The sequence below is a fragment of the Pseudomonas sp. genome (assembly GCF_035277045.1).
Classification (GTDB): domain Bacteria; phylum Pseudomonadota; class Gammaproteobacteria; order Pseudomonadales; family Pseudomonadaceae; genus Aquipseudomonas.
The window spans coordinates 1-20,682 of sequence record NZ_DATELE010000022.1 but is presented as its reverse complement, the minus strand read 5'-3'; the positions used below and the strand labels follow the sequence as shown (position 1 = coordinate 20,682).

The 20,682-nt window shown below is 65.2% G+C and carries 16 protein-coding genes; 12 read left to right on the top strand and 4 right to left on the bottom strand.

The window, feature by feature from the left end; all coding sequences use genetic code 11:
* Positions 1-135 precede the first annotated feature (135 nt).
* From VJS90_RS01130 to VJS90_RS01120, 3 genes are all read left to right on the top strand, one after another.
* Entirely contained in the window at positions 136-1,491 is a 1,356-nt protein-coding gene (locus VJS90_RS01130; RefSeq protein WP_324118214.1) for an adenylosuccinate lyase family protein, read from the top strand.
* Between the two features lie 67 nt (positions 1,492-1,558).
* Positions 1,559-2,860, top strand: a complete 1,302-nt coding sequence (gene dctA / locus VJS90_RS01125; protein WP_324118213.1) for a C4-dicarboxylate transporter DctA — start codon at positions 1,559-1,561, stop codon at positions 2,858-2,860.
* Entirely contained in the window at positions 2,857-4,260 is a 1,404-nt protein-coding gene (locus VJS90_RS01120; RefSeq protein ID WP_414704883.1) for a class II fumarate hydratase, read from the top strand. The genes dctA and VJS90_RS01120 overlap by 4 nt, the downstream gene beginning before the upstream one ends.
* 622 nt (positions 4,261-4,882) lie before the next feature.
* On the opposite strand, the gene VJS90_RS01115 is transcribed toward VJS90_RS01120, so the two are convergent.
* Positions 4,883-7,528 carry an excinuclease ABC subunit UvrA gene (locus tag VJS90_RS01115; RefSeq protein WP_324118212.1) on the bottom strand — a complete coding sequence of 882 codons (2,646 nt, stop codon included), beginning with the start codon at positions 7,526-7,528 and terminating at the stop codon, positions 4,883-4,885.
* A gap of 152 nt (positions 7,529-7,680) precedes the next feature.
* Here VJS90_RS01115 and VJS90_RS01110 point away from each other — a divergent pair, with 152 nt between their 5' ends.
* The 3 genes from VJS90_RS01110 (at position 7,681) to VJS90_RS01100 (ending at position 10,641) form a co-directional block, all read left to right on the top strand.
* Positions 7,681-8,172, top strand: coding sequence for a GNAT family N-acetyltransferase (locus VJS90_RS01110; protein ID WP_324118211.1), 492 nt, complete (start codon positions 7,681-7,683; stop codon positions 8,170-8,172).
* Positions 8,173-8,277: 105 nt separating this feature from the next.
* Positions 8,278-9,375, top strand: a complete 1,098-nt coding sequence (locus VJS90_RS01105) for a carboxynorspermidine decarboxylase (RefSeq protein WP_324118210.1) — start codon at positions 8,278-8,280, stop codon at positions 9,373-9,375.
* A 27-nt stretch (positions 9,376-9,402) separates the two neighbouring features.
* The gene (locus VJS90_RS01100; protein WP_324118209.1) at positions 9,403-10,641 is read left to right on the top strand and encodes a saccharopine dehydrogenase family protein; all 1,239 of its coding nucleotides are present in this window, start codon (positions 9,403-9,405) and stop codon (positions 10,639-10,641) included.
* Positions 10,642-10,726: 85 nt separating this feature from the next.
* Here VJS90_RS01100 and VJS90_RS01095 read toward each other — a convergent pair whose 3' ends face one another.
* From VJS90_RS01095 to VJS90_RS01085, 3 genes are read right to left on the bottom strand one after another with little or no spacing between them, the layout of a single operon-like run.
* Positions 10,727-13,108 (bottom strand): response regulator, encoded by a 2,382-nt coding sequence (locus VJS90_RS01095; RefSeq protein WP_324118208.1) that lies wholly within the window; start codon positions 13,106-13,108, stop codon positions 10,727-10,729.
* Positions 13,109-13,118: 10 nt separating this feature from the next.
* Entirely contained in the window at positions 13,119-13,580 is a 462-nt protein-coding gene (locus VJS90_RS01090; RefSeq protein WP_324118207.1) for a response regulator, read from the bottom strand.
* A gap of 17 nt (positions 13,581-13,597) precedes the next feature.
* Positions 13,598-15,850, bottom strand: coding sequence for an ATP-binding protein (locus tag VJS90_RS01085; protein ID WP_324118206.1), 2,253 nt, complete (start codon positions 15,848-15,850; stop codon positions 13,598-13,600).
* Positions 15,851-16,067: 217 nt separating this feature from the next.
* On the opposite strand from VJS90_RS01085, the gene VJS90_RS01080 reads away from it, so the two are divergent.
* The 6 genes from VJS90_RS01080 to VJS90_RS01055 all read left to right on the top strand — a co-directional run.
* Complete coding sequence (locus tag VJS90_RS01080) at positions 16,068-16,595, top strand: spore coat U domain-containing protein (protein WP_324118216.1); 528 nt, start codon at positions 16,068-16,070, stop codon at positions 16,593-16,595.
* Between the two features lie 29 nt (positions 16,596-16,624).
* Positions 16,625-17,158, top strand: coding sequence for a spore coat U domain-containing protein (locus VJS90_RS01075; protein ID WP_324118205.1), 534 nt, complete (start codon positions 16,625-16,627; stop codon positions 17,156-17,158).
* 18 nt (positions 17,159-17,176) lie between these two features.
* On the top strand, positions 17,177-17,710 hold the full coding sequence (locus VJS90_RS01070; RefSeq protein WP_324118204.1) for a spore coat U domain-containing protein: 534 nt from the start codon (positions 17,177-17,179) through the stop codon (positions 17,708-17,710).
* A 4-nt stretch (positions 17,711-17,714) separates the two neighbouring features.
* Positions 17,715-18,212 (top strand): spore coat U domain-containing protein, encoded by a 498-nt coding sequence (locus VJS90_RS01065; RefSeq protein WP_324118203.1) that lies wholly within the window; start codon positions 17,715-17,717, stop codon positions 18,210-18,212.
* A 40-nt stretch (positions 18,213-18,252) separates the two neighbouring features.
* Positions 18,253-19,035 carry a molecular chaperone gene (locus VJS90_RS01060; protein ID WP_324118202.1) on the top strand — a complete coding sequence of 261 codons (783 nt, stop codon included), beginning with the start codon at positions 18,253-18,255 and terminating at the stop codon, positions 19,033-19,035.
* Between the two features lie 97 nt (positions 19,036-19,132).
* The coding region (locus VJS90_RS01055) for a fimbria/pilus outer membrane usher protein (RefSeq protein WP_324118215.1) at positions 19,133-20,682 on the top strand (1,550 nt) is incomplete at its 3' end.

Here is a 20,682-nt window from a genome sequence, read left to right as displayed (position 1 = left end):
CTCATACCGCTTTTGCGCAATGCCTTCCATCAGGTTCCTCCTCAGTGTGTTGACAGCTTACCAGAGGGGCGGTAATTATTATGTACGGACATAATATAATATGTACCATCAAAACCAACAATATAGAGGTTCCCGATGTCTACCACTGTCTTCGACTCGACCCTGTTCCGTGACATGTTCGGCACTGCCGAGATGCGCGAGGTGTTCTCAGACAAGGCGCTGATCGAGCGCTACATCGAGGTGGAAGTGGCGTTGGCCAAGGCCGAGGCTCATTGTGGCGTGATCCCTGTCGAGGCGGCCGCGCAGATCGCCGAGCTGTCGCGTTACGAGTCCCTGGACCTCGCGCTCATGCAGCACGAGACCGAGATCGTCGGGTACCCGATCCTGCCGCTGGTCGAGCAGCTGTCGAAGATCTGTGGCGAGGCGGGACGCTATGTGCACTGGGGCGCCACCACCCAGGACATCATGGACACTGCCGTTGTCCTCCAGGTACGGGCGGCGCTGCTGCTGGTCGAGCGCGACATCCAAGCCGTGCGCGGCCTGCTGGCCGAGTTGGCGCTGCGTTACCGCGACACCCCGATGGCGGGCCGCACCCACCTGCAGCATGCCTTGCCCATCACCTTCGGCTACAAGTGCGCGGTGTGGCTAAGCATGTTCGACCGCCACGCCGAGCGGCTGGTCGAGCTGCGTCCGCGGGTCGAGATCGGCCAGTTCGCGGGCGCTGCCGGCACCCTGGCTTCCCTGGGTGACAAGGGCCTTGAGGTGCAAGAAGCGCTGATGAAGGAATTGGGACTGGGCGTGCCGCAGGCGACCTGGCACGTCGCGCGTGATGGCCTGGCCGAGACCTTGAACTTCCTCGGCCTGGTTACCGGCTCGCTGGGCAAGGTCGCGCTGGACGTGATGATGATGATGACCAGCGAGCTGGGCGAGGTGTACGAGCCTTTCGTCAAGGGCCGTGGCGCCAGCAGCACCATGCCGCAGAAGCGCAATCCGATTTCATGCGAGCTGATGTACGCCGCCGCCAAGGGTGTGCGCCAGCAGGCCGGGCTGATGCTCGATGCCATGATCCAGGACTTCGAGCGCTCCACCGGCCCTTGGCAGGCCGAGTGGATCGCCATCCCCGAAGCCTTCGCCCTGAGCGCTGCCTCGCTCGGGCAGGCGAAGTTCATGCTGGCGGGGCTTGAGGTCCGTACCGAGCGCATGCTCAAGAACCTCGACATGACCCAGGGCCTGATCGTCGCCGAGGCGGTGATGATGGGCCTTGCGCCGGCGCTGGGCCGCCAGGTCGCGCACGATGTGGTCTATGCCGCTTGCCGCATGGCGAACGACCAGGGCATCAGCCTGTTCGACGCCTTGCAGGCCCAGGGCGAGGCCACCGATCGGCTGGACGCCGACGAACTCAAGCGCCTTACCGACCCGACCCAATACCTGGGCCTGGCGCCGCAGATGGTCGACCGCGCGCTGGCCAATCCGGGTTCGGTCAAGCGCTGAAACAGCCAGGGCCTCTGGTGACGGAGCCCCATGCATTGCCCCATAAAAATAACGAGAGGACACCCTGATGGCTTCTGTAGAGAAAAAGCCGTTCTACCGCGACCTCACCTTTCAGGTACTCGCGGCCATGGTCCTGGGCATCGCCTTTGGATTCCTTGCCCCGGAGCTTGCTGCCAAGTTCAAGATCCTCGGCGACATCTTTCTCAAGCTGATCAAGACTGCCGTTGCGCCGCTGGTGTTCTTCACGGTCGTGCATGGCATTGCCTCGGCCGGTGATATCAAGCGGGTCGGCAAGGTTGGCCTGCGGGCACTCATCTACTTCGAGATCGTTTCTACCATCGCCCTGGCGATCGGCCTGCTGTGGGGCAACCTGCTGGAGATCGGCTCGGGCATGCACGACGCTCACCCCTCCAGCGGCGCGGCGGCGGCCTCGGCCGCGGCGGTGGCGAAGGGGCATGCGCCAACCTCGACGATGGACTTCATCTACGGCATCTTCCCCGACAACTTCGTCGGCGCCTTCGCCGGTGGCCAGTTGCTGCAGGTGCTGGTGATCTCGGTGCTGTTCGGCTTCGCCCTGCTGGCGCTAAAAGAAGAACGCCGCGCGGTGATCGAGGATGGCCTGAGCCGCGTGTCGGAGTGTTTCTTCGAGTTCATCAACCTGATCATGAAGTTCGCGCCGCTGGGTGCGTTCGGCTCAGTCGCCTACGCGGTCGGCAGCAATGGCACCGCGGTACTGATGTCGCTGGCCAACCTGGTGCTGATGTTCTACGTATGCATCGCGTTCTTCATCTTCGTCGTGCTGGGGCTGGTGTGCCGGATCGCGGGCTTCAGCCTGTGGCGCTTCCTCAAGTACATCAAGGACGAGGTCTTCATCGTGCTCGGCACGGCCTCGTCGGAAAGCGCCTTGCCGCGCCTGCTGCAGAAGCTCGAGAAGTTCGGCTGCTCCAAGCAGAGCGTGGGACTGGTGCTGCCGACCGGCTATGCCTTCAACCTCGACGGCACCTCGATCTACATGTCGCTGTGCGTGCTGTTCATCGCCAACGCTTACGGGGTGCCGCTGAGCTGGGAGCACCAGCTGGGCATCATCGCCATCATGCTGGTCACCTCCAAGGGCGCGGCGGCGGTATCGGGCGGCAGCTTCGTGGTGTTCGCCGCGACCGTGACCGCCATCGGCGTGCTGCCGGTCGAAGGGTTGGCGCTGCTGTTTGGTGTGTACCGGTTCATGTCGATGGCCATCGCGACGTGCAACACCATTGGCAACAGCGTGGCGACCGTGGTGGTGGCGAAGTGGTCGGGCGAGTTATGCGAGAAAACTGCCCAGGTCGAGTACGCGCGTGAGTTCGGCCGCGCACCGGGTGCGGCGCTGTGACGGCCGCTGGCGTGGGTCAACGCCTGGAGCATGATGCGTTTGGCGCGGTGTGCATCGCGGTTGACCGCTTGTGGGGTGCCCAGACGCAACGGGCGCTGGAGGTCTTCGGGGCCGGGCGGGAATGTTTCCCGCCGGCGCTGATCCGGGCGTTTGGCCAGCAGAAGCTGGCCGCTGCCCGGGCCAACCACACGCTGGGGGTGATCCCCGGCGAGCTGTTCGAGGCCATCGAGCAGGCCGCCTGTGAGCTGGCGGCTGGCGATTTCGACGGGCACTTCCCGTTGTCGGTGTGGCAGACCGGCTCGGGCACCCAGACCAACATGAACGCCAACGAGGTGATCGCCAACCGCGCGAATCTGCTGCTCGGCGGCGTGCTGGGCAGCCGCTCGCCGGTGCATCCCAATGATCACGTCAATCGGTCCCAGTCGTCCAACGACAGCTTTCCCACGGTGATGCACCTGGTGACGGTGACCGAGCTGGTCGATCGCCTGCTGCCTGCGCTGGCCGACCTTCGCGACGCGTTGCAGGCCAAGGCGCAGGCTTGGGCTGATGTGCTCAAGATCGGCCGTACCCACCTGATGGACGCCGTGCCGATGACGCAGGGGCAAGCCTTCGAGGCGTTCGCCCATCAGGTCGGGCATGGGATCGCGCGCATCCAGGCATGCCTGCCACGCCTGCGCCTGTTGCCACAGGGCGGGACGGCGGTGGGGACGGGGCTCAATGCGCCGGTGGATTTCGACACTCGATTCTGTGAGGAAGTCAGCGCGATCACCGGCCAGCCGTTCACCGCCAATCCCTGCAAGTTCGAAGGCATGGGGACGCACGATGCGCTGGTCGAGGCCTCCGGCGTGCTCAATGTCATTGCCGTGTCGCTCACCAAGCTTGGCAACGATATCCGCCTGCTGGGCTCGGGTCCGCGCTGTGGACTGGGCGAGCTGGGGGTGCCGGATGACGGCTTGAGCTCATCGATCATGCCTGGCAAGCGCAACCCGACCATCGCTGAAGTGCTGGTGCAGGCAGCCATGCAGGTGATGGGCAACCACACGACCATCACCCTGGCGGGTGCTTCAAGCCTGTTCGAGTTGAACGTGGCCAAGCCGGTGCTGATCAGCAATCTGCTGCAGTCGATCGATGTGCTGGCCAATGCAACGGCGATCTTCACCGAGCGGCTGGTCAAGGGCCTGGAGGTGAACGCGCCAAGGCTCGCGGCGAATGTCGAGAATGCCCTGCTGATCGCGACCGCGCTGAACCCGGTGCTGGGTTACGATACCGTCGCGCGGGTCACCCGCAAGGCGGCCGAGGAAGGGATCTCGCCCAAGGCGGCGGCCATCGCGCTCGGCGTGATCACCGCGCAAGAGTACGACCGGCAGGTGCAGCCGGCCTTGATGGTGAGCCCTGGCTGAGCCTGCACAGGGACGATCACATGGCGTATGGCAAGGGTCTGTGCCCGGCGTCGCCGGGCGCTGTGAGAGATCCTTCTACCGATGCACTCCCGGCCCCCCGGCCCGGCGTAGCCGGCCCTGTGGGAGCAACTGTCTTGTTCCCTGCCGGCATCGCACAAGCTGTAATCCTGCGCCCCGGCGAGGGCTCCGCCCTCGATCGCGGCACAAGGCGCGCTCCCACAAGGGACTGCTTCGCAGTCCCGGGCGCAGCAGTGCCGGCGCAGGCGAGCACCTGTGGGAACTGTCTTGTACCGAGGTATCTCACACCCCCGGCCCGGCAACGCCGGGCCCTGTGGGAGCGTGCCTTGTGCCGGAACGCCGGGCCGCGCGAAACGAGGGCGAAGCCCTCGCCGGGGCGCATGAGTGTCGTGTTGCGCGGAGCTGGCAGGGAACACCGAATGCAGCCAGCGGGTCTTGCGGCGCCTATTCGATCTTGGGGCAGCTGCGCGGCCCAATCGCGGGCGGTCCGGCGCCCCGGCTAGCCCGCTCCCACAGATTGCCTTGAGCCATGGAATCTCCCACAAGTGCCGGCTATGACGGCACGGAGGCTAGTTCCGGCACTACGCCGTCCCCCAGCTGTGTGCTAGATCGCCTTGGCCAGAAACGCCGCCGTGCGGCTTTGCGCGCACGCGGCCACGGTGGCGGGTGTCCCGCTGGCCACCACCGTCCCGCCCGCCGTGCCCGCCCCGGGCCCGATATCGATCACCCAGTCACTCTGCGCCACCACGCGCATGTCATGCTCGACCACCACCACCGTATGCCCGGCCTCCACCAGGCGGTTCAGCTGCACCAGCAAGCGGTCCACGTCCTGCGGGTGCAGGCCGTTGGTGGGCTCGTCCAGTACATACAAGGTCGCGCCGCGGGCCGTGCGCTGCAGCTCGGTGGCCAGCTTGATGCGCTGCGCCTCGCCGCCCGACAGCTCGGTAGCGGGTTGCCCGAGACGCAGGTAACCCAGGCCGATGTCCACCAGCACTTGCAGTGCGCGCCGCACCGGCGGCTGTTCGATGAACACCTCGAGGGCCTGGTCCACCGTCAACCGCAGCACGTCGGCAATGGTCCGCCCTTGCCAGGTCACCGCCAGCGTCTCTGGGTTGTAGCGGGCGCCATGACACGTGGGGCAGGGCGCATACACACTGGGCATGAACAACAGCTCGACACTGACGAAGCCTTCGCCTTCGCAGGTCTCGCAGCGGCCCTTGGCGACGTTGAACGAGAAGCGTCCGGCATCGAAGCCTTGAGCCTTGGCCTCGTCGGTCGCGGCGAACAGTTTGCGCACGTGATCGAACAGGCCGGTGTAGGTCGCAAGGTTCGAACGCGGTGTGCGGCCGATAGGTTTCTGGTCCACCTGCACCAGGCGCTGGATGGCGTCCATACCGGCGCTGATGTGCCCGCCGCTGGTCTGCACGGGCTCGTCTTCCAGGCTCTGCTCCTCGCTATCGGCAGCGGGCCTGGCCTGCCCCAGATGAGTGCCAACCAGGTCCAGCAGGGCCTGGCTCACCAGGCTGGACTTGCCCGAGCCGGAAATACCGGTCACGGCGGTGAAGCAGCCCAGCGGAAATTCGGCGCTCAGGTCATCGAGGTTGTTGCGCGTGATGCCCTCCAGCCGCAGCCAGTCCTGTGGCGGTCTGGGAGCCTGCGCGGCCGGTGTCTGGCCGGCGAAGAGATAGCCGCGCGTGCGCGACTGCGTGACCGCTTCAAGCCCTGCAGGCGGGCCGCTGTACAGCACCTGCCCGCCGTGCTCGCCCGCTGCGGGACCAACATCGATCAGCCAGTCCGCGCGGCGCATGGTGTCCAGGTCATGCTCGACCACATACACCGAATTGCCCGAGGCCTTGAGCGCCTGCAGCGCCTCGAACAACGCCTCGCTGTCGGCAGGGTGCAGGCCCGCCGACGGCTCGTCGAGCACATAGATCACCCCGAACAGCTGCGAGTTGAGCTGGGTGGCAAGGCGCAGGCGCTGCAGCTCCCCGGAGGATAAAGTCGGCGTGCTGCGCTCCAGTGCCAGGTAGCCAAGGCCAAGGTCGATCAGCGGCGCGATCCGCACCAGCAGCTCATTGGCGATACGCTGCGCGGCCAGGCGTTTTTCCAGCGAAAGATTATGCGTGTGACGCACATCCGGACCGCCCGCGTGGGAGTTGTCGCCCTTGGCCGCGCGCTGCTGCCGGGCGGCCTTGGTCTGCTGGTGGGTCATGACGTCACCAGGTTCTTCGGCCTGCTCCAGGTAATCTGGCGACGCCACGGCCGTGAGCACCTCGGCCAGTTCCAGCAGGCTCTTGTGTGACAGCTCGGCGATGTCCAGGCCGGCGAATGTCACGCTCAGCGCTTCGCGCTTGAGGCGCTTGCCCTCGCACAAGGGGCAAGGGCTGGGCCGCATGTACTGGGCGACGCGCTTGCGCATCTGCGCGCTTTGCGAGTTCATGAAGGTGTGCAGCAGGTAGCGCTTGGCGCCGCTGAACGTGCCCTGGTAGCTGGGTTCGAGCTTGCGCTTGAGGGCGGTGCGGGTCTGCGCTGGCGTGAGGCCCGCGTACACCGGCACCGTCGGCGTCTCTTCGGTGAACAGGATCCAGTCGCGCTCGGCCTGTGGCAGGTCACGCCATGGCACGTCGACGTCATAGCCCAGGGTCACCAGGATGTCGCGCAGGTTCTGGCCACCCCAGGCCATGGGCCAGGCGGCGATGGCGCGCTCGCGAATGGTCAGCGACGGGTCCGGGACCATGGTCGCCTCGGTGATCTCGTAAACCCGTCCCAGGCCATGGCACTCCGGGCAAGCGCCTTGCGGGGTGTTCGGCGAGAAGTCCTCGGCATACAGCATCGGCTGCTCGGCCGGATAGCTGCCAGCGCGCGAATAGAGCATGCGAATGGAGCTCGACAGGGTCGTCACACTGCCTACCGAAGAGCGCGCGCTCGGCGTGCCGCGCTGCTGTTGCAAGGCCACCGCTGGCGGCAGGCCCTCGATGGCGTCCACGTCCGGCACGCCTACCTGGTCGATCAACCGCCGCGCATAGGGCGCGACCGATTCGAAGTAGCGCCGCTGGGCCTCGGCGTACACCGTGGAAAATGCCAGCGACGACTTGCCCGAACCCGACACCCCGGTGAACACCACCAGCGCGTCGCGCGGGATATCCACATCGACGTTCTTGAGGTTGTGTTCGCGGGCACCCCGCACCCGGACGAAACCGGTGCCTTCGGGCAGTGCGGTAGTGAGGTGGCTTTCGCGGCGTGGAGGCATGGAGCGGTCCTTGTCGAGTGGGCGCGTACGGTCGCGTTCGGTATGCTTGGCGCTGTGCCATCGAGGCCACGGCGGCCAGACGGTAGACAGTGACATGCCCGGACAGGTTTTATCGGGCTGACCAAACAAGAACATCCAGGCAGGAGCCCGAAATGAATAGCAGTGCCGTGCGCGTCGTTCGCGCCGACTACAACGATCCGCTGCATGCCCAGGCCATTGCCAGCCTGCTCGACCACTACAGCCGCGACGCCATGGGTGGCGGCGAACCGCTGCCCGCTGCCGTCTTGCAGTCGCTGGCCAGCGAACTGGCCAAACGGCCGCATGCCTTCAGCGTGCTGGCCTTCGATGGCGATGCTCCGGTCGGCCTGGTGAACTGCTTCGAGGGATTCTCCACCTTCGTGGCACGCCCGCTGGTCAACGTGCACGACGTGGTGGTGCTCGACAGCCACCGCGGCCTCGGCATTAGCCAACGCATGCTGGCTGAAGTCGAATCCATCGCCCGCGAACGCGGCTGCTGCAAATTGACCCTCGAAGTGCTAGAGGGCAATGTGTCGGCGCAAAAGGCGTACCGCAAGCTTGGCTACGGCAGCTACGCGCTCGACCCCGAGATGGGCAAGGCGATGTTCTGGCAGAAGGTGCTATGAGGCAGGGCTCTGCTCGTCGAAATTCGTTGCGCGCTCTTTCGATCTGTTTCGAGTGAAGGCACAATGCGTGTCCTTTTTTTGGCCGGCCTGGCCGGAGGCCTCGAAATGATCAAAACGCCGTACTACCTCATCGACAAACAGAAGCTTCTCGGCAACATGGAGAAGATCGCCTACGTGCGCGAGCACTCCGGGGCCAAGGCCCTGCTGGCACTCAAGTGCTTCGCCACCTGGTCGGTGTTCGACCTCATGCAGCAGTACATGGACGGCACCACGTCGTCCTCGCTCTACGAGCTCAAGCTCGGCCGCCAGAAGTTCGAAGGCGAGACCCATGCCTATAGCGTGGCCTGGGCCGACGACGAGATCGAGGAGATGCTCGACAACTGCGACAAGATCATCTTCAACTCCATCGGTCAGCTGCAGCGTTTCGCCGACGCCTCCGAAGGCAAGGTCCGCGGGCTGCGCGTCAACCCGCAGGTGAGCAGCTCGGACTACCTGCTGGCCGACCCGGCGCGTCCGTTCAGCCGCCTGGGCGAGTGGGACCCGGTGAAAGTCGAAGCGGTGATCGAGCAGATTTCCGGCTTCATGTTCCACAACAACTGCGAGAACGGCGACTTCGGCCTGTTCGATCAGATGCTGGGGACCATCGAGGAGCGCTTCGGCCATCTGCTGCACAAGGTCGAGTGGGTCAGCCTGGGTGGCGGCATCCACTTCACCGGCGAAGGCTATGCGCTGGATGCGTTCTGCGCGCGGCTGAAGGCGTTCTCCGAGCAGTACGGTGTCCAGGTCTACCTGGAGCCGGGCGAAGCCGCCATCACCCAAAGCGCCTCGCTCGAAGTGACCGTGCTCGACACCCTGTACAACGGCAAGCACCTGGCCGTGGTCGACAGCTCGATCGAAGCGCACATGCTCGACCTGCTGATCTACCGCCTGAACGCCAAGCTCGCGCCGAGCGAGGGTGAACACACCTACATGGTGTGCGGCAAATCCTGCCTGGCCGGCGACATCTTCGGCGAGTATCAATTTGATCGTCCGCTGGCCATCGGCGATCGGCTGTCCTTCGTGGACGCCGCGGGTTACACCATGGTCAAGAAAAACTGGTTCAACGGCCTGAAAATGCCGTCCATCGTAGTGAAACAACTCGACGGTAGCGTCGAGGTGGTTCGTGAGTTTGGGTTCGAAGACTACCTGTCCAGCCTTTCCTGAGCTGACAGACAAGGAGAGATACAGAAATTGAAGAAGAACGTTCTTATCATTGGTGCAGGAGGTGTCGCCAAGGTGGTGGCCCACAAGTGCGCGCAGCATAACGACGAACTCGGTCGTATTGCCATCGCGTCGCGCAACATCTCCAAATGCCAGGCCATCATCGACAGCGTCAAGGCCAAGGGCAGCCTCAAGCAGCCCGCCGACATCAAGGCCTTCTCGCTCAATGCACTCGATGTCGAGGCAACCAAGGCGCTGATCCGCGAGACCGAATCGCAGATCGTGATCAACGTCGGTTCCGCCTTCCTCAACATGTCGGTGCTGCGCGCCTGCATCGACACCGGCGTGGCCTACCTGGACACCGCCATTCACGAAGAACCGGGCAAGGTCTGCGAGACGCCGCCCTGGTATGGCAACTACGAGTGGAAACACCTCGAGGAATGCCAGCAGAAGAACATCACCGCCATTCTCGGCGTCGGCTTCGACCCAGGCGTGGTCAACGCCTACGCGGCTCTGGCCAAGCAAGAATATTTCGACAGCATTGATTCGATCGACATCCTCGACGTCAATGCCGGCTCGCACGGCAAGTATTTCGCCACCAATTTCGACCCGGAAATCAACTTCCGCGAATTCACCGGGCAGGTGTGGAGCTGGCAGAACAGCCAGTGGACCAGCAACACCATGTTCGAAGTCAAGCGCACCGACGACCTGCCGGTCGTGGGCTCGCAGAACCTGTACCTTACAGGTCACGATGAAGTGCACTCGATCTCCAAGAACCTGGACGTGCCGAACGTGCGCTTCTGGATGAGCTTTGGCGAGCACTACATCAACGTGTTCACCGTGCTGAAGAACCTCGGCCTGCTGTCCGAGCAGCCGGTGAAGACCGCCGAAGGCCTGGAAGTGGTGCCACTCAAAGTGGTCAAGGCCGTGCTGCCTGATCCGGCCTCGCTCGCCCCGGGCTACACCGGCAAGACCTGCATCGGTGACCTGGTCAAGGGCACCAAGGACGGCCAGCCGCGCGAAGTTTTCATCTACAACGTGGCCGACCACGAAGAAGCCTTTGCCGAGACCGACAGCCAGGGCATTTCCTACACCGCCGGCGTGCCGCCCGTGGCCGCGGCCCTGATGGTCGCCCGTGGCGAGTGGGACGTGCAGCGCATGGTCAACGTCGAGGAGCTGCCAGCCGAGCCGTTCCTGCGCGCGCTCGATGTGATGGGCCTGCCGACGCGCATCAAGGATGCCAACGGCGACCGTCCGTGGAACGCGTGATCTGATCTACCGGTAACAAACCAAACACCCCTTGTGGGGGCGGGACTAGCCCGCCCCCACAAGGGGTGTTTTTCCGTGCGGGGCTTTACACCCCCAGCATCTCGCTCAGCACCTGCGCCAGCGCCTCCGCCTGTACCGGCTTCTGCATCACGACACTGCCCGGCAATTCCAGCCCTTCCAGCTCCGCGTACCCCGTCAGAAACACCACCGGCAACCGCGGAAAACGCTCGCGCGCGGCATGGGCCATCTGGGCGCCGTTGTAGCCGGGCATGGCGAAGTCGGTCAGCAGCAGGTCGACCTGTTCGTCGAGCATGGCCAGGGCCTGCTCTCCGCTGCTGGCCTGGCGCACGTGGTAGCCATACGCGCACAGCACGTCGTGGACCATCGCGCGCACCAGGTCGTCATCGTCCACCAGCAGGATGAAACGGTCGCGGCCACTGTCGGACAACGCCTCACTCGGCGGCTGCACGGGCACGTCGGCGTGCAGCTCGCGCTCGACGGCGGGCAGGTACACGCAGACTTCAGTCCCTTGGCCGGGGCGGGTCTCGATACGCACGCCGCCACCCGATTGCTTGGCGAAGCCGAACACCTGGGCCAGGCCCAGGCCAGAGCCCTTGCCAATATCCTTGGTGGTGAAGAAGGGTTCGAACACCTTGGCGAGCACCTCTTCGCTCATGCCGCAACCGGTGTCGCGGATCGACAGCATCACATAGTCGCCAGGCTCCGGGTCTTCCGGTCGCCGTGGAACTTGGCTGATATGGGTGTTGCGGGTGGTCAAGGTCAGCTGGCCGCCGCCGGGCATGGCATCGCGGGCATTGATCGCCAGGTTGAGGATGATCATCTCGGTCTGGGTCGGGTCGGTCAGCGCCTGGCTCAGTCCGTCGTGCAGGTCAAGCTGCACCAGAATGCTGCCGCCCAAGGTACGGCGCAGCAGCTCCTCGAGCCCGCCCAGGGTCCGGTTGAGGTTGACCGGCACCGGCTCCAGCCGCTGGCGCCGGGAGAAGGCCAGCAACTGCGAGGTGAGCTTGGCCCCGCGTTCGCCGGCCTTGCGGATGTGCTGCAGGCGGCTGCTGGCTTTTTCCAGGTTGCCCCGTTCAAGGTCCCGCTCGAGAAAGCTGGTGCCGGTGATGATCACCGTCAGCAGGTTGTTGAAGTCGTGCGCCACGCCCGCGGTGAGCTGGCCGACGGCTTCAAGACGCTGCATCTGCTGCAGCGCGGCCTCGATGCGTTCGCGTTCGGCGATCTGCTCGCGCAGGCGGGTGTTGGCCTCGGCCAGCTCGACGGCCGCTTCGCGCTCGCTGGTGATGTCGCGGGCAACCACGTACAGCAAGGTGTCCTCGGGCACGGCGATCCATGAAAGCCAGCGCTGCTGGCCGCTCGCATGCTGGATCCGGCCAACGAAACGCGCACTGGTGCGGCCGTGGGTGAGGGCGGCGAGCTCGGCGAGAAAGGCGTCCTGGTCGCTCTCGGGCAGCAGCTCGAGCAATGACATGTGCGACAGCTGATCGCGCTTGATGCCCAGGGTGTTTTCCCATGCCGGGTTCAGCGCCACGGGTGTAAGGTCTTTGTTGAGCACGGCCAGCAGGTCCTGGGACAGCTCCCAGGAACGATCGCGCTCGCGGGTGCGGCGCTCGACCCGCTCGCCGAGCATCTCGTTGAGCTGCCGCAGGGCCTGGGTGGCCTGGCGCTGTGGGTGGACATCCTGCAGCACCCCGGAGAAGCGCACGCAGCGGCCATCGACGAACTGCGTCTGGCCGCTGCTCAATAGCCAGCGGGGCTCGGCGCCGTTGTTGCCTGCCCTGCGGAATTCGATCCGGTAGAGCCCATCGCTTTCCGGGCGCATGGCCAGGTTCACCGCATGGCGTACCTGGGCCCGGTCATCGCGATGGATACCGCCGTAGAACACCTCGAGGTCCATCACGGTTTCCGCTGGCAGGCCAAACAGCGCCTTGCAGCGGTCGTCCCAGATCAGCTCTTCGTCCTGTACGCGGTAATCCCAGGTGCCCATGCCCGCCGCGTCAATGGCGATGCGGGCCCGGGCCTCGACATCGGCGAGGGTCTCTTCGGCCAGGCGCCGGCGATTGCGCTCCTGCACCTCGGTCAGGGCGCGCTTGACGGCCTTGGGCAGCAGCGACAGGTTTTTCTTCAGGACATAGTCGGTGGCGCCCAGGCGAATCATCTCCACCGCGTGCTCTTCACCATAGATGCCGGAGAGGAAGATGAACGGGGTGTCCGGCGCAAGACTCTGGGCGATGTGCAAGACATCGGTGCCGGACGAGCCGGGCAGCACGCAGTCGCAGATGATGACGTCGTACTTGTCTTCGCGCAGGGCCTTTTGCGCGCCTTTGTGGTTGAACACCTGGTGGGCCTCGGCCAGCAACCCGCTGCGCTCCAGGCACAGCAAGGTCAGCTCGGCATCCAGCGAGCTGTCCTCGATCATCAACAATTTCAGCGGGTTAGGCAGCATTTCAGCTCCGTCAGGGTGGACCTCGGCGATTCAGACGCAGCGAACCGGGTGGAGGTTCATTCAGCACGGCCCAAAACACGCCCAGATCGGAAATCGCCGTGACGAATTCCTTGAACTCGACCGGCTTGACCACGTATGCATTCACGCCCAGCTCGTAGGCGCGCAGCAGATCGGGCTCCTCGCGCGAGGACGTCAGCATGACGGTGGGGATGCTGCGCAACTCGGCCGTCTCGCGCACCACCTTGAGCACCTCAAGGCCGTCGACCTTGGGCAGCTTGAGGTCCAGCAGCAGCACGGCAGGATTGCCACCGTCACGCGTGGCGTAGGCGTTGCGGCGCAGCAGGTAGTCCAGCGCCTCGGCGCCATCGCGCAGGACGATGACTTCGTTGGCCAGCTGACTGCGCTCCAGGGCAATAAGCGTCAACTCCAAATCCTTGGGGTTGTCTTCGACCAACAGAATGGGTTTAAGCATGTTTTTCGTGGTGTCCGTCAGGTATTAATGGGGTGGCGGGGCAGGGCGAGGTGAAAGCTTGCACCTTCATTGACCCGGCCTTCGGCCCAGACGCGGCCATCATGGCGTTCAACGATCCTTCGAACACTGGCAAGGCCAATGCCGGTGCCCTCGAAGTCTTCCATCCGGTGCAGGCGCTGGAAAACCCCGAACAGCTTGCTGGCATAGGCCATGTCAAAGCCCACGCCATTGTCGCGTATGTAGATTTCGGTCTCGCTTTCGCGCTGGCGCGCGCCGATCTCGATGCGCGCCGGGGTACGGCCGCGGGTGTACTTGATGGCGTTGGAAATCAGGTTGAGCAGCGCCATGTTGATGAACGCCGGGTCGGCGATCACCTTGGGCAGCTCACCGACCTGCCATTCGATCTCGCGGTCGACGTAATCAGGCGCCAGTTCGCAACGGATGCTTTCCACCAGCGCGTTCAGGTCGACGTCGGACATGCGCAGCGCGGCGCGGCCCATCTGCGAGAAATTCAGCAGGTTGTCGACCAGCGAGCCGGCAAAGCGCGCCGCTTCGTTGATATGCCCCAGGAAACGCCGGCCACGATCGCTCATGCCCGCGCCTTCGATTTCGGCCAGCAGCTCGGTGTACCCGGCGATGTGGCGCAAGGGCGCGCGCAAGTCATGGGACACGCTGTAGGAAAACGCTTCGAGCTCCTTGTTGGAGCGGTGCAGCTCGCCCGCCAGTTGCGCCAGCTCCTCGGCCTTGCGCAGGACGATGCCCAGCACCGCGGCGCGCAGTTCGATCACCCCTTCCACGACCAGTGGGTCCCAAGGCGCCGAGAAACCGCGTACTTCTTCTCGCCATTGTTCGAAGCTGTTGCGCGGGTTGAGGCTGCCTAGCGGGCCGATCGATTTTTCCGGCTTGCCGGCCCAGGTCACCGTGCGGGCCTGCTCGGGGCGGAACCACACCAGGTAGTGCGAATGAATCTGCGAGATGGCCACGGCCAGCACGCCGGCAGTGTGCTCGGCCAGCTCCGGCAGTTCGTCGATGTCACGTCCAACATTGTCGGTGCAGAACACCGTGTCGCCGCCGCGTTGCGACAGCCAGTGCACCAGCGCGTTGACCTTTGCCTCGGGCGGCGTATCGCCGATCAGGTCGCAGCGTTCGGCGGAAATCACCGCCGCGCCGGTGGCGCCGGCAAACTCCAGCAGCACCTTGGGCAGCGCGCGCAAACCGTCGCCAACGCTGTCGTGGTCGGCCATCGACGAGAGCATCTGCACGATGCGCTGGCGCAACTGCAACAGCTGGCGGGTGTTGTCGTGCGATTCGCGCGACTCGATCTGCAGCGACAGCATGTTGCCCAGCAGTTCGCAGGCCGTGCGGGTCTGGAAATTCACCCGGCGCGGTTCCTCGTGATGGCAGGAAACAAGCCCCCACAGCTTGCCTTCGACCACCAGCGACAGCGACATCGAGGCCAGCGTGCCCATGTTGCGCATGTACTGCAGGTGCAGGGGCGATACGCTGCGCAGCGCGGCGAAGCTCATGTCCAGCGCCTTGCCGGTCAGCGGGTTGCAAGCGGGCAGCACCGGGGAGGGCTGGTAGTTGGCGTCCTCGATCACGCGGATACGGTTGACGCGGTACAGCTCGCGGGCCTGGCGGGGGATGTCGGCGGCCGGAAAACACAGGCCCAGGTACTGCGGGTAGCCGGCATCCGCCACTTCGGCCAGGACCAGGCCGTTGCCGTCGGCATCGAAGCGGTAGGCCTTGACCCTGCCGAAGCCGGTGATGCGCTTGAGTTCCTCGACCCCACGCTGGAGCAGCGCCGTGATGCAGTCGGCCTGGTGCAGGCTGCTGACGAAGGCCCGCACCATGGGGTAGAAATTGCCGTACATGCCGATGCCCGGTTTGTCCTGGGCGAGCTCGAACTCGGCGATCAGCACCTGGTCATGACGATGGACGAGCACAGTGAGGCTGCGGCCGGCCAATGGGCCTTCGCGCAGGCGCATGTCGCCGATATGGAACGGGAAGATCTCGTCAACCGGCAGCTGCGCGAGGTGCCCGCGCAGGTCGAAATCCTCGGCCACCAGCGCGGCGAAATCGCTGCCTATCAGGGCGCTGGCAGGTACGCCTAGCCACTGCTCGGCATTTTCGCTTGCCTGCAGCACGCGCAGGTTGGTCTCGTCCAGTACCAACAGGAAGCCGTGCGGCTGGATGCTTCCCGGCACGTGAATGGGTTCTTGGGCACAGCGCTCGACTGCGTGCTCCAGAGCGGTCTCGGCGGTGGACAAGTAGGAGACTCCTGTAGGTTTCGTCTGTCAGCGCCGCTTCCAAGAGGCACAGAACGTTTAGTAGGCAAAGTATCAGAAACCCGACTGTTTTGCTTATTCACGGCGTCGTTTCGCCAGCATGGCGACCCTGCGTCGTTAATCCGTCCTACATTCTGGCGTCATCTTTCTGACCTGCTACCCTCCCTTCACAAGGGTTTCATGAAGTAGGGACGCGATGTTGACGGAACGCTTGATGGCCGCGGGACTCGGCCTGCTGTTGGGCAGCAGTGCCATGGCGGACGACTTTCTGGTCGAGGTGCAGATCGACGTGCAGCGCGGCTGCATGCTGGTCAATGCCCAGCGCGAGGCCGGTGCTCAGGCCTTGGGCAGGATCGACCTGGGCAGTGCCGCGCGCCTCGATGGCCCAGGCGCGCCGCTGTCTGGCGTGCTGCTCAGCCAGCGGCCGCCGCGTCTGGAATGCAACCCTGACACGCCGTATCAGGTGCGCGTCGACGGCGGCCAGCACGGCGGCGTCGGTGAGGTGCGCTATCTGGCGAGCGACGATGCCAAGGCGCGTCCGATCCCCTATCGCCTTTTCCAGGACGCCGCCTGGCGAACGCCCTTGCCGGTCGGCATCGCTCAATCGGCCCGCGTGCCCGACAGCGGATCGGTTGAACTTCCTCTTTATGCACGCATCGACAGACTGGAGTGGGTGCCACGCGCAGGTCTGTATGCCGATCTGCTCAAAGTCACGGTCACCTGGTAGGACATGCCCATGCACACGGACGTCGCCTCATGAACAGGACATCGCTGGTGCTGCTGACCCTGGGGCCGCTGCTGCTGCCCAACGGCGCCGCCCATGGCAGCACCTCGGGGTTCATTCAGGCGCGGCTGGTGATCAACGCCGCCTGCCAGATCAGCAGCGAAGTCCAGCCCGCCACGCTGGCCAATCCCGGCATGCTCGACTTTGGTGCCCAAGGCCCTAGCTGGACCGAGCCCTTGCGCGGCCGTGTCGACGACGCGGGTGGGCCGGGCAGCCTGCAGATCAGCTGTACGCCGTCGGTGCGCGCCTTCAGCGTGCGCATCAATGGCGGGATGAATGGCGACGGCGCGATCCGCCGCCTGAGCAATGGCCGTCAGCTGATTCCGTATCAGTTGGCGACCGATCCCGCGGGCGCCGGCCGTTATGGCATCGGGCAAGCGCGCAACTTCACTATCCGCAGTGCCGACCAGATCCCCATACCGATCTACGGGGTGGTGATTGCCCAACCGCAATCACTGCCGGCCGGCCTGTACCGCGACACCTTGAGGGTGACCCTGGACTGGTAATACGCAAAGGAGATTCACATGCGACCTCACGTTTCCCGCTGCATCCTCGCCGGCCTCGGCCTGGCCCTGGCGACACAGGCCCACGCGGCCAGCGTCACCGGGACGATCAATGCCAGCCTGACCCTGACCGCGGCTTGCCAGGTCAATGGCAGTGCCGCCACCTCCGGCGCGGACTTCGGTGCGCTGAACTTCGGGACCCAGGATGCGCTGTTCGGCAGCGCCGGTGGCCAGGTGCTGGGCGGAGGCGGCGGCGCGATGAGCGTCCTGTGCTCGGCTGGCACCGTGCCGGCGATCCGGGTGGGGGCGGGTACCCACGACGGCCAGTCGACCGGAGGGACCCGGGCACTGGCGGACGGTGTTGGCAACTTCGTGCCCTACGACTTCTACACCGACGCTGGCCTCAGTGAGCCCTTGGCCATTGACGGGGTGATCACCTTGCCCACCAGCACGGGCGAGGCGCAGACGGTCAGCCTGTATGGTCAGGCCGTCGGCAAGCCCGGCCTGCCGGCTGGGATCTACACCGATACCGTGGCGGTCGAGCTGAGCTTCTAGCGCCATGCGCGCCTTGTCGCGCGCGCTGGGTCTCTGTGCGCTGCTGAGCGGACCGGCTTGGGCGGCGACCACCAGTACCTTCCAGGCCAATGCGCAGATCGTCGCGGGCTGCCTGGTCCTGGGCGGAGTGACCAGTTACGGGGTTCTGGACTTTGGAACCCGTTCGGCACTGTCCAGTACGGCGGTGAGCACGTCGCTGGGCGGCACCACGGTGACCTTCCAGTGCACCCCGGGCGTGGTCATGAGCATGAGTGTCGACGGCGGCCAGCACACCGCGGGCGGCACGCGAAACCTGAGGCGCAATGGCGCCACTCAAATGCTGGCCTATCAGTTGTTCAGCGATGCGGCGTTCAGCCAGGCGTTGGCGATTGGCCAGGGCGCGCCGGTGAACTACAGCGATCCCACCTCGATCAAACTGCCGGTGTACGCACGCGTCCAGCTGGGCGCCAGCGTGCCGGCCGGGACCTATTCGGATGTGCTGCAAGTGACGGTGAGCTGGTAACCGCGGTGGCGCGAACAACAAGAAAACCAAGGAGAGCGGTATGCAGTTAAGCGCAAGGGTAGCGCGCGCGATGGCAGTTGGGGTGTTTGCGTGGATCGTCAGCCTGCCGGTGGAGGCGGCGACGTCGGTGCTGATCTGGCCGATCGACCCGGTCCTGGAGGCCGGGCAGAAAGCCGGGGCCTTGTGGCTGGAAAACCGTGGAACGGAGCCGAGCAACCTGCAGGTGCGGGTGTTCGCCTGGCGCCAGGGCGGCTTCGAAGAGCAGTTCCAGGCCCAGCGCGAGATCATTGGCAGCCCGCCGGTGGCCAATATCGCGCCGGGGCAGAAGCAACTCATCCGCCTCACGCGCACCGGCACCGCGCCGGCCGGGCAGGAACAGGCGTATCGAATCATCATCGATGAGATCCCCGCGGCAATTGCGCCAGCAGCCGATGTGGCGGGCACCCAGGCGGCAATCCGCCTGCAGATGCGCTACTCGGTGCCCCTTTTCGTCTATGGCGACGGCTTGTGGGGCAAGCCCGACCCGACCGGCGAGCGCAGCAACGACGGGGTCGGCAAGCCTCAACTGAGCTGGCACCCGGTGACGGTGCAGGGACGTCCCTACGTTGAAATCCGCAATACCGGGCCCGTGCACGCGCGCCTGACCGACGTGGTCTTGCAGCAGGGCAGCCAGCAACGGCCCCTGGTCGAAGGCCTGCTGGGCTATGTGCTACCCGGCGCCAGCATGCGCTGGCCTGCCCCCGTGGCGGTGACCGCCAGCACGGCGCTGAAGGGGCGAATCAACGGCCAGGAAAGCGCCGAACCGATCCGCCAGGGGCAGTAGGCCGTCATCCACGCTGGGACAGGGACCATGGAGGTCCGGACATGGTGGGACATTGTGTGTGAGGCGCGCGGCGCGCCGGCTATGCCTGGGCTTGCTGATGCTCGGCCCGGCGATGGTGTTGGGCGACGATCTGCCACCCCCGCCCGCGGAGATGGACGCGGTGGCCGATGCCGTTCTGTACCTGGACCTGCTGGTGAACCAGGTGCCCCGCGCTGAGCTGGTGCCGGTGCAGCAGCGCGACGGCCGGCTGTTCATCGCCAGCGATGCCTTGCAGGCGGCAGGGATCCGGGTGCCTGGCGAGCCCCAAGGAGAGATCGCCCTGGATACGATCAAGGGATTGCACAGCGAATACGACAGCCCCAACCAGCGCCTGCTGCTGGAGGTGCCCCCCTCCTGGCTGCCCGACCAGAGGATCGGCAATCGCAGCCTGTATCCGGCCAGTGAGGCGCGCAGCAGCCTGGGCGCCTTGCTCAACTATGACCTGTACCTGAACGATACCGACGAGGGCGGCACCTACCTTGCTGCCTGGAATGAGCTGCGCCTGTTCGACAGCTGGGGCACCTTGTCGAGCACCGGGCAATGGCGCCAGTCGTTTGGTGCCACCCCGACCGGTGACCGCCAGCGTGGCTTCCTGCGCTATGACACCACCTGGCGCTTCACCGACGAGCAGCGCCTGCTGACCTACGAGGCCGGCGATCTGGTGACCGGCGCCTTGCCATGGACCAGCTCGGTGCGCCTCGGTGGCCTGCAACTGTCTCGGGATTTCGCCGCGCGGCCAGACCTGGTCACCTACCCATTGCCGGCCTTTGCCGGCGAGGCGGCGGTGCCGACCTCGCTGGACCTGTTCATCAATGGCTTCAAGGCCAGCAGCGCCGACCTGCAGCCGGGGCCCTACACCCTCACCAACGTGCCCTTCATCAACGGGGCGGGCGAGGCGGTGGTGGTGACGACCGACACGCTGGGCCGACAGGTCTCGACCACCTTGCCGTTCTACGTGACCAGCAGCCTGTTGCAAAAAGGGCTGTCGGACTTTTCAGTGGCGGCAGGCAGCCTGCGCCGCGACTATGCGGTGCGCGACTTCAGCTACGGTCCGGGCGTGGCGTCAGCCAGCCTGCGGCATGGCCTGAGCGACAGCTTCACTCTCGAAAGCCACATCGAAGCCGCCCAGTCCTTGGCCCTTGGCGGCTTGGGTGGCAACCTGCGCCTGGGGACCTTCGGCGTGCTCAACGCGGCCCTGACCCAAAGCCGCTTCGACGGCGCCGGAGGGCGCCAGGTGAGCCTGGGCTACCAGTACAACAGTCAGCGCATCGGCTTCAACTACCAGCGCCTGCAACGGCATGGCGACTATGCCGACCTGACCCTGGTCGACAGTGTCTACACCCGCCTGAGCCAGCGCAGCGAGCAAGTCACGCTGAGCCTGAACCTGAACCGCTATGGCAGCCTCGGGGCCGGCTACTTCGACGTACGGGCCGGCGATGGCTCGCGCACCCGTCTGCTGAACCTGAGCTGGAGCAAGCCGCTGTGGCGCAACAGCAGCCTGTATCTCTCGGCCAACCGCGAAATCGGCGACAGCCAGTGGGCGGTGCAGGCGCAGGTGGTGGTGCCGTTCGACTTGCGCGGCACCCTCAGCCTGGGGCTTGAGCGTAA

Excerpts from the sequence above, each read along its gene's own strand:
- VJS90_RS01130 (WP_324118214.1), top strand. The coding sequence starts at position 136 with ATGTCTACCACTGTCTTCGACTCGACCCTGTTCCGTGACATGTTCGGC.
- dctA (WP_324118213.1), top strand. The coding sequence starts at position 1,559 with ATGGCTTCTGTAGAGAAAAAGCCGTTCTACCGCGACCTCACCTTTCAG.
- VJS90_RS01115 (WP_324118212.1), bottom strand. The coding sequence starts at position 7,528 with ATGCCTCCACGCCGCGAAAGCCACCTCACTACCGCACTGCCCGAAGGC.
- VJS90_RS01110 (WP_324118211.1), top strand. The coding sequence starts at position 7,681 with ATGAATAGCAGTGCCGTGCGCGTCGTTCGCGCCGACTACAACGATCCG.
- VJS90_RS01105 (WP_324118210.1), top strand. The coding sequence starts at position 8,278 with ATGATCAAAACGCCGTACTACCTCATCGACAAACAGAAGCTTCTCGGC.
- VJS90_RS01095 (WP_324118208.1), bottom strand. The coding sequence starts at position 13,108 with ATGCTGCCTAACCCGCTGAAATTGTTGATGATCGAGGACAGCTCGCTG.
- VJS90_RS01090 (WP_324118207.1), bottom strand. The coding sequence starts at position 13,580 with ATGCTTAAACCCATTCTGTTGGTCGAAGACAACCCCAAGGATTTGGAG.
- VJS90_RS01075 (WP_324118205.1), top strand. The coding sequence starts at position 16,625 with ATGAACAGGACATCGCTGGTGCTGCTGACCCTGGGGCCGCTGCTGCTG.
- VJS90_RS01070 (WP_324118204.1), top strand. The coding sequence starts at position 17,177 with ATGCGACCTCACGTTTCCCGCTGCATCCTCGCCGGCCTCGGCCTGGCC.
- VJS90_RS01065 (WP_324118203.1), top strand. The coding sequence starts at position 17,715 with ATGCGCGCCTTGTCGCGCGCGCTGGGTCTCTGTGCGCTGCTGAGCGGA.
- VJS90_RS01060 (WP_324118202.1), top strand. The coding sequence starts at position 18,253 with ATGCAGTTAAGCGCAAGGGTAGCGCGCGCGATGGCAGTTGGGGTGTTT.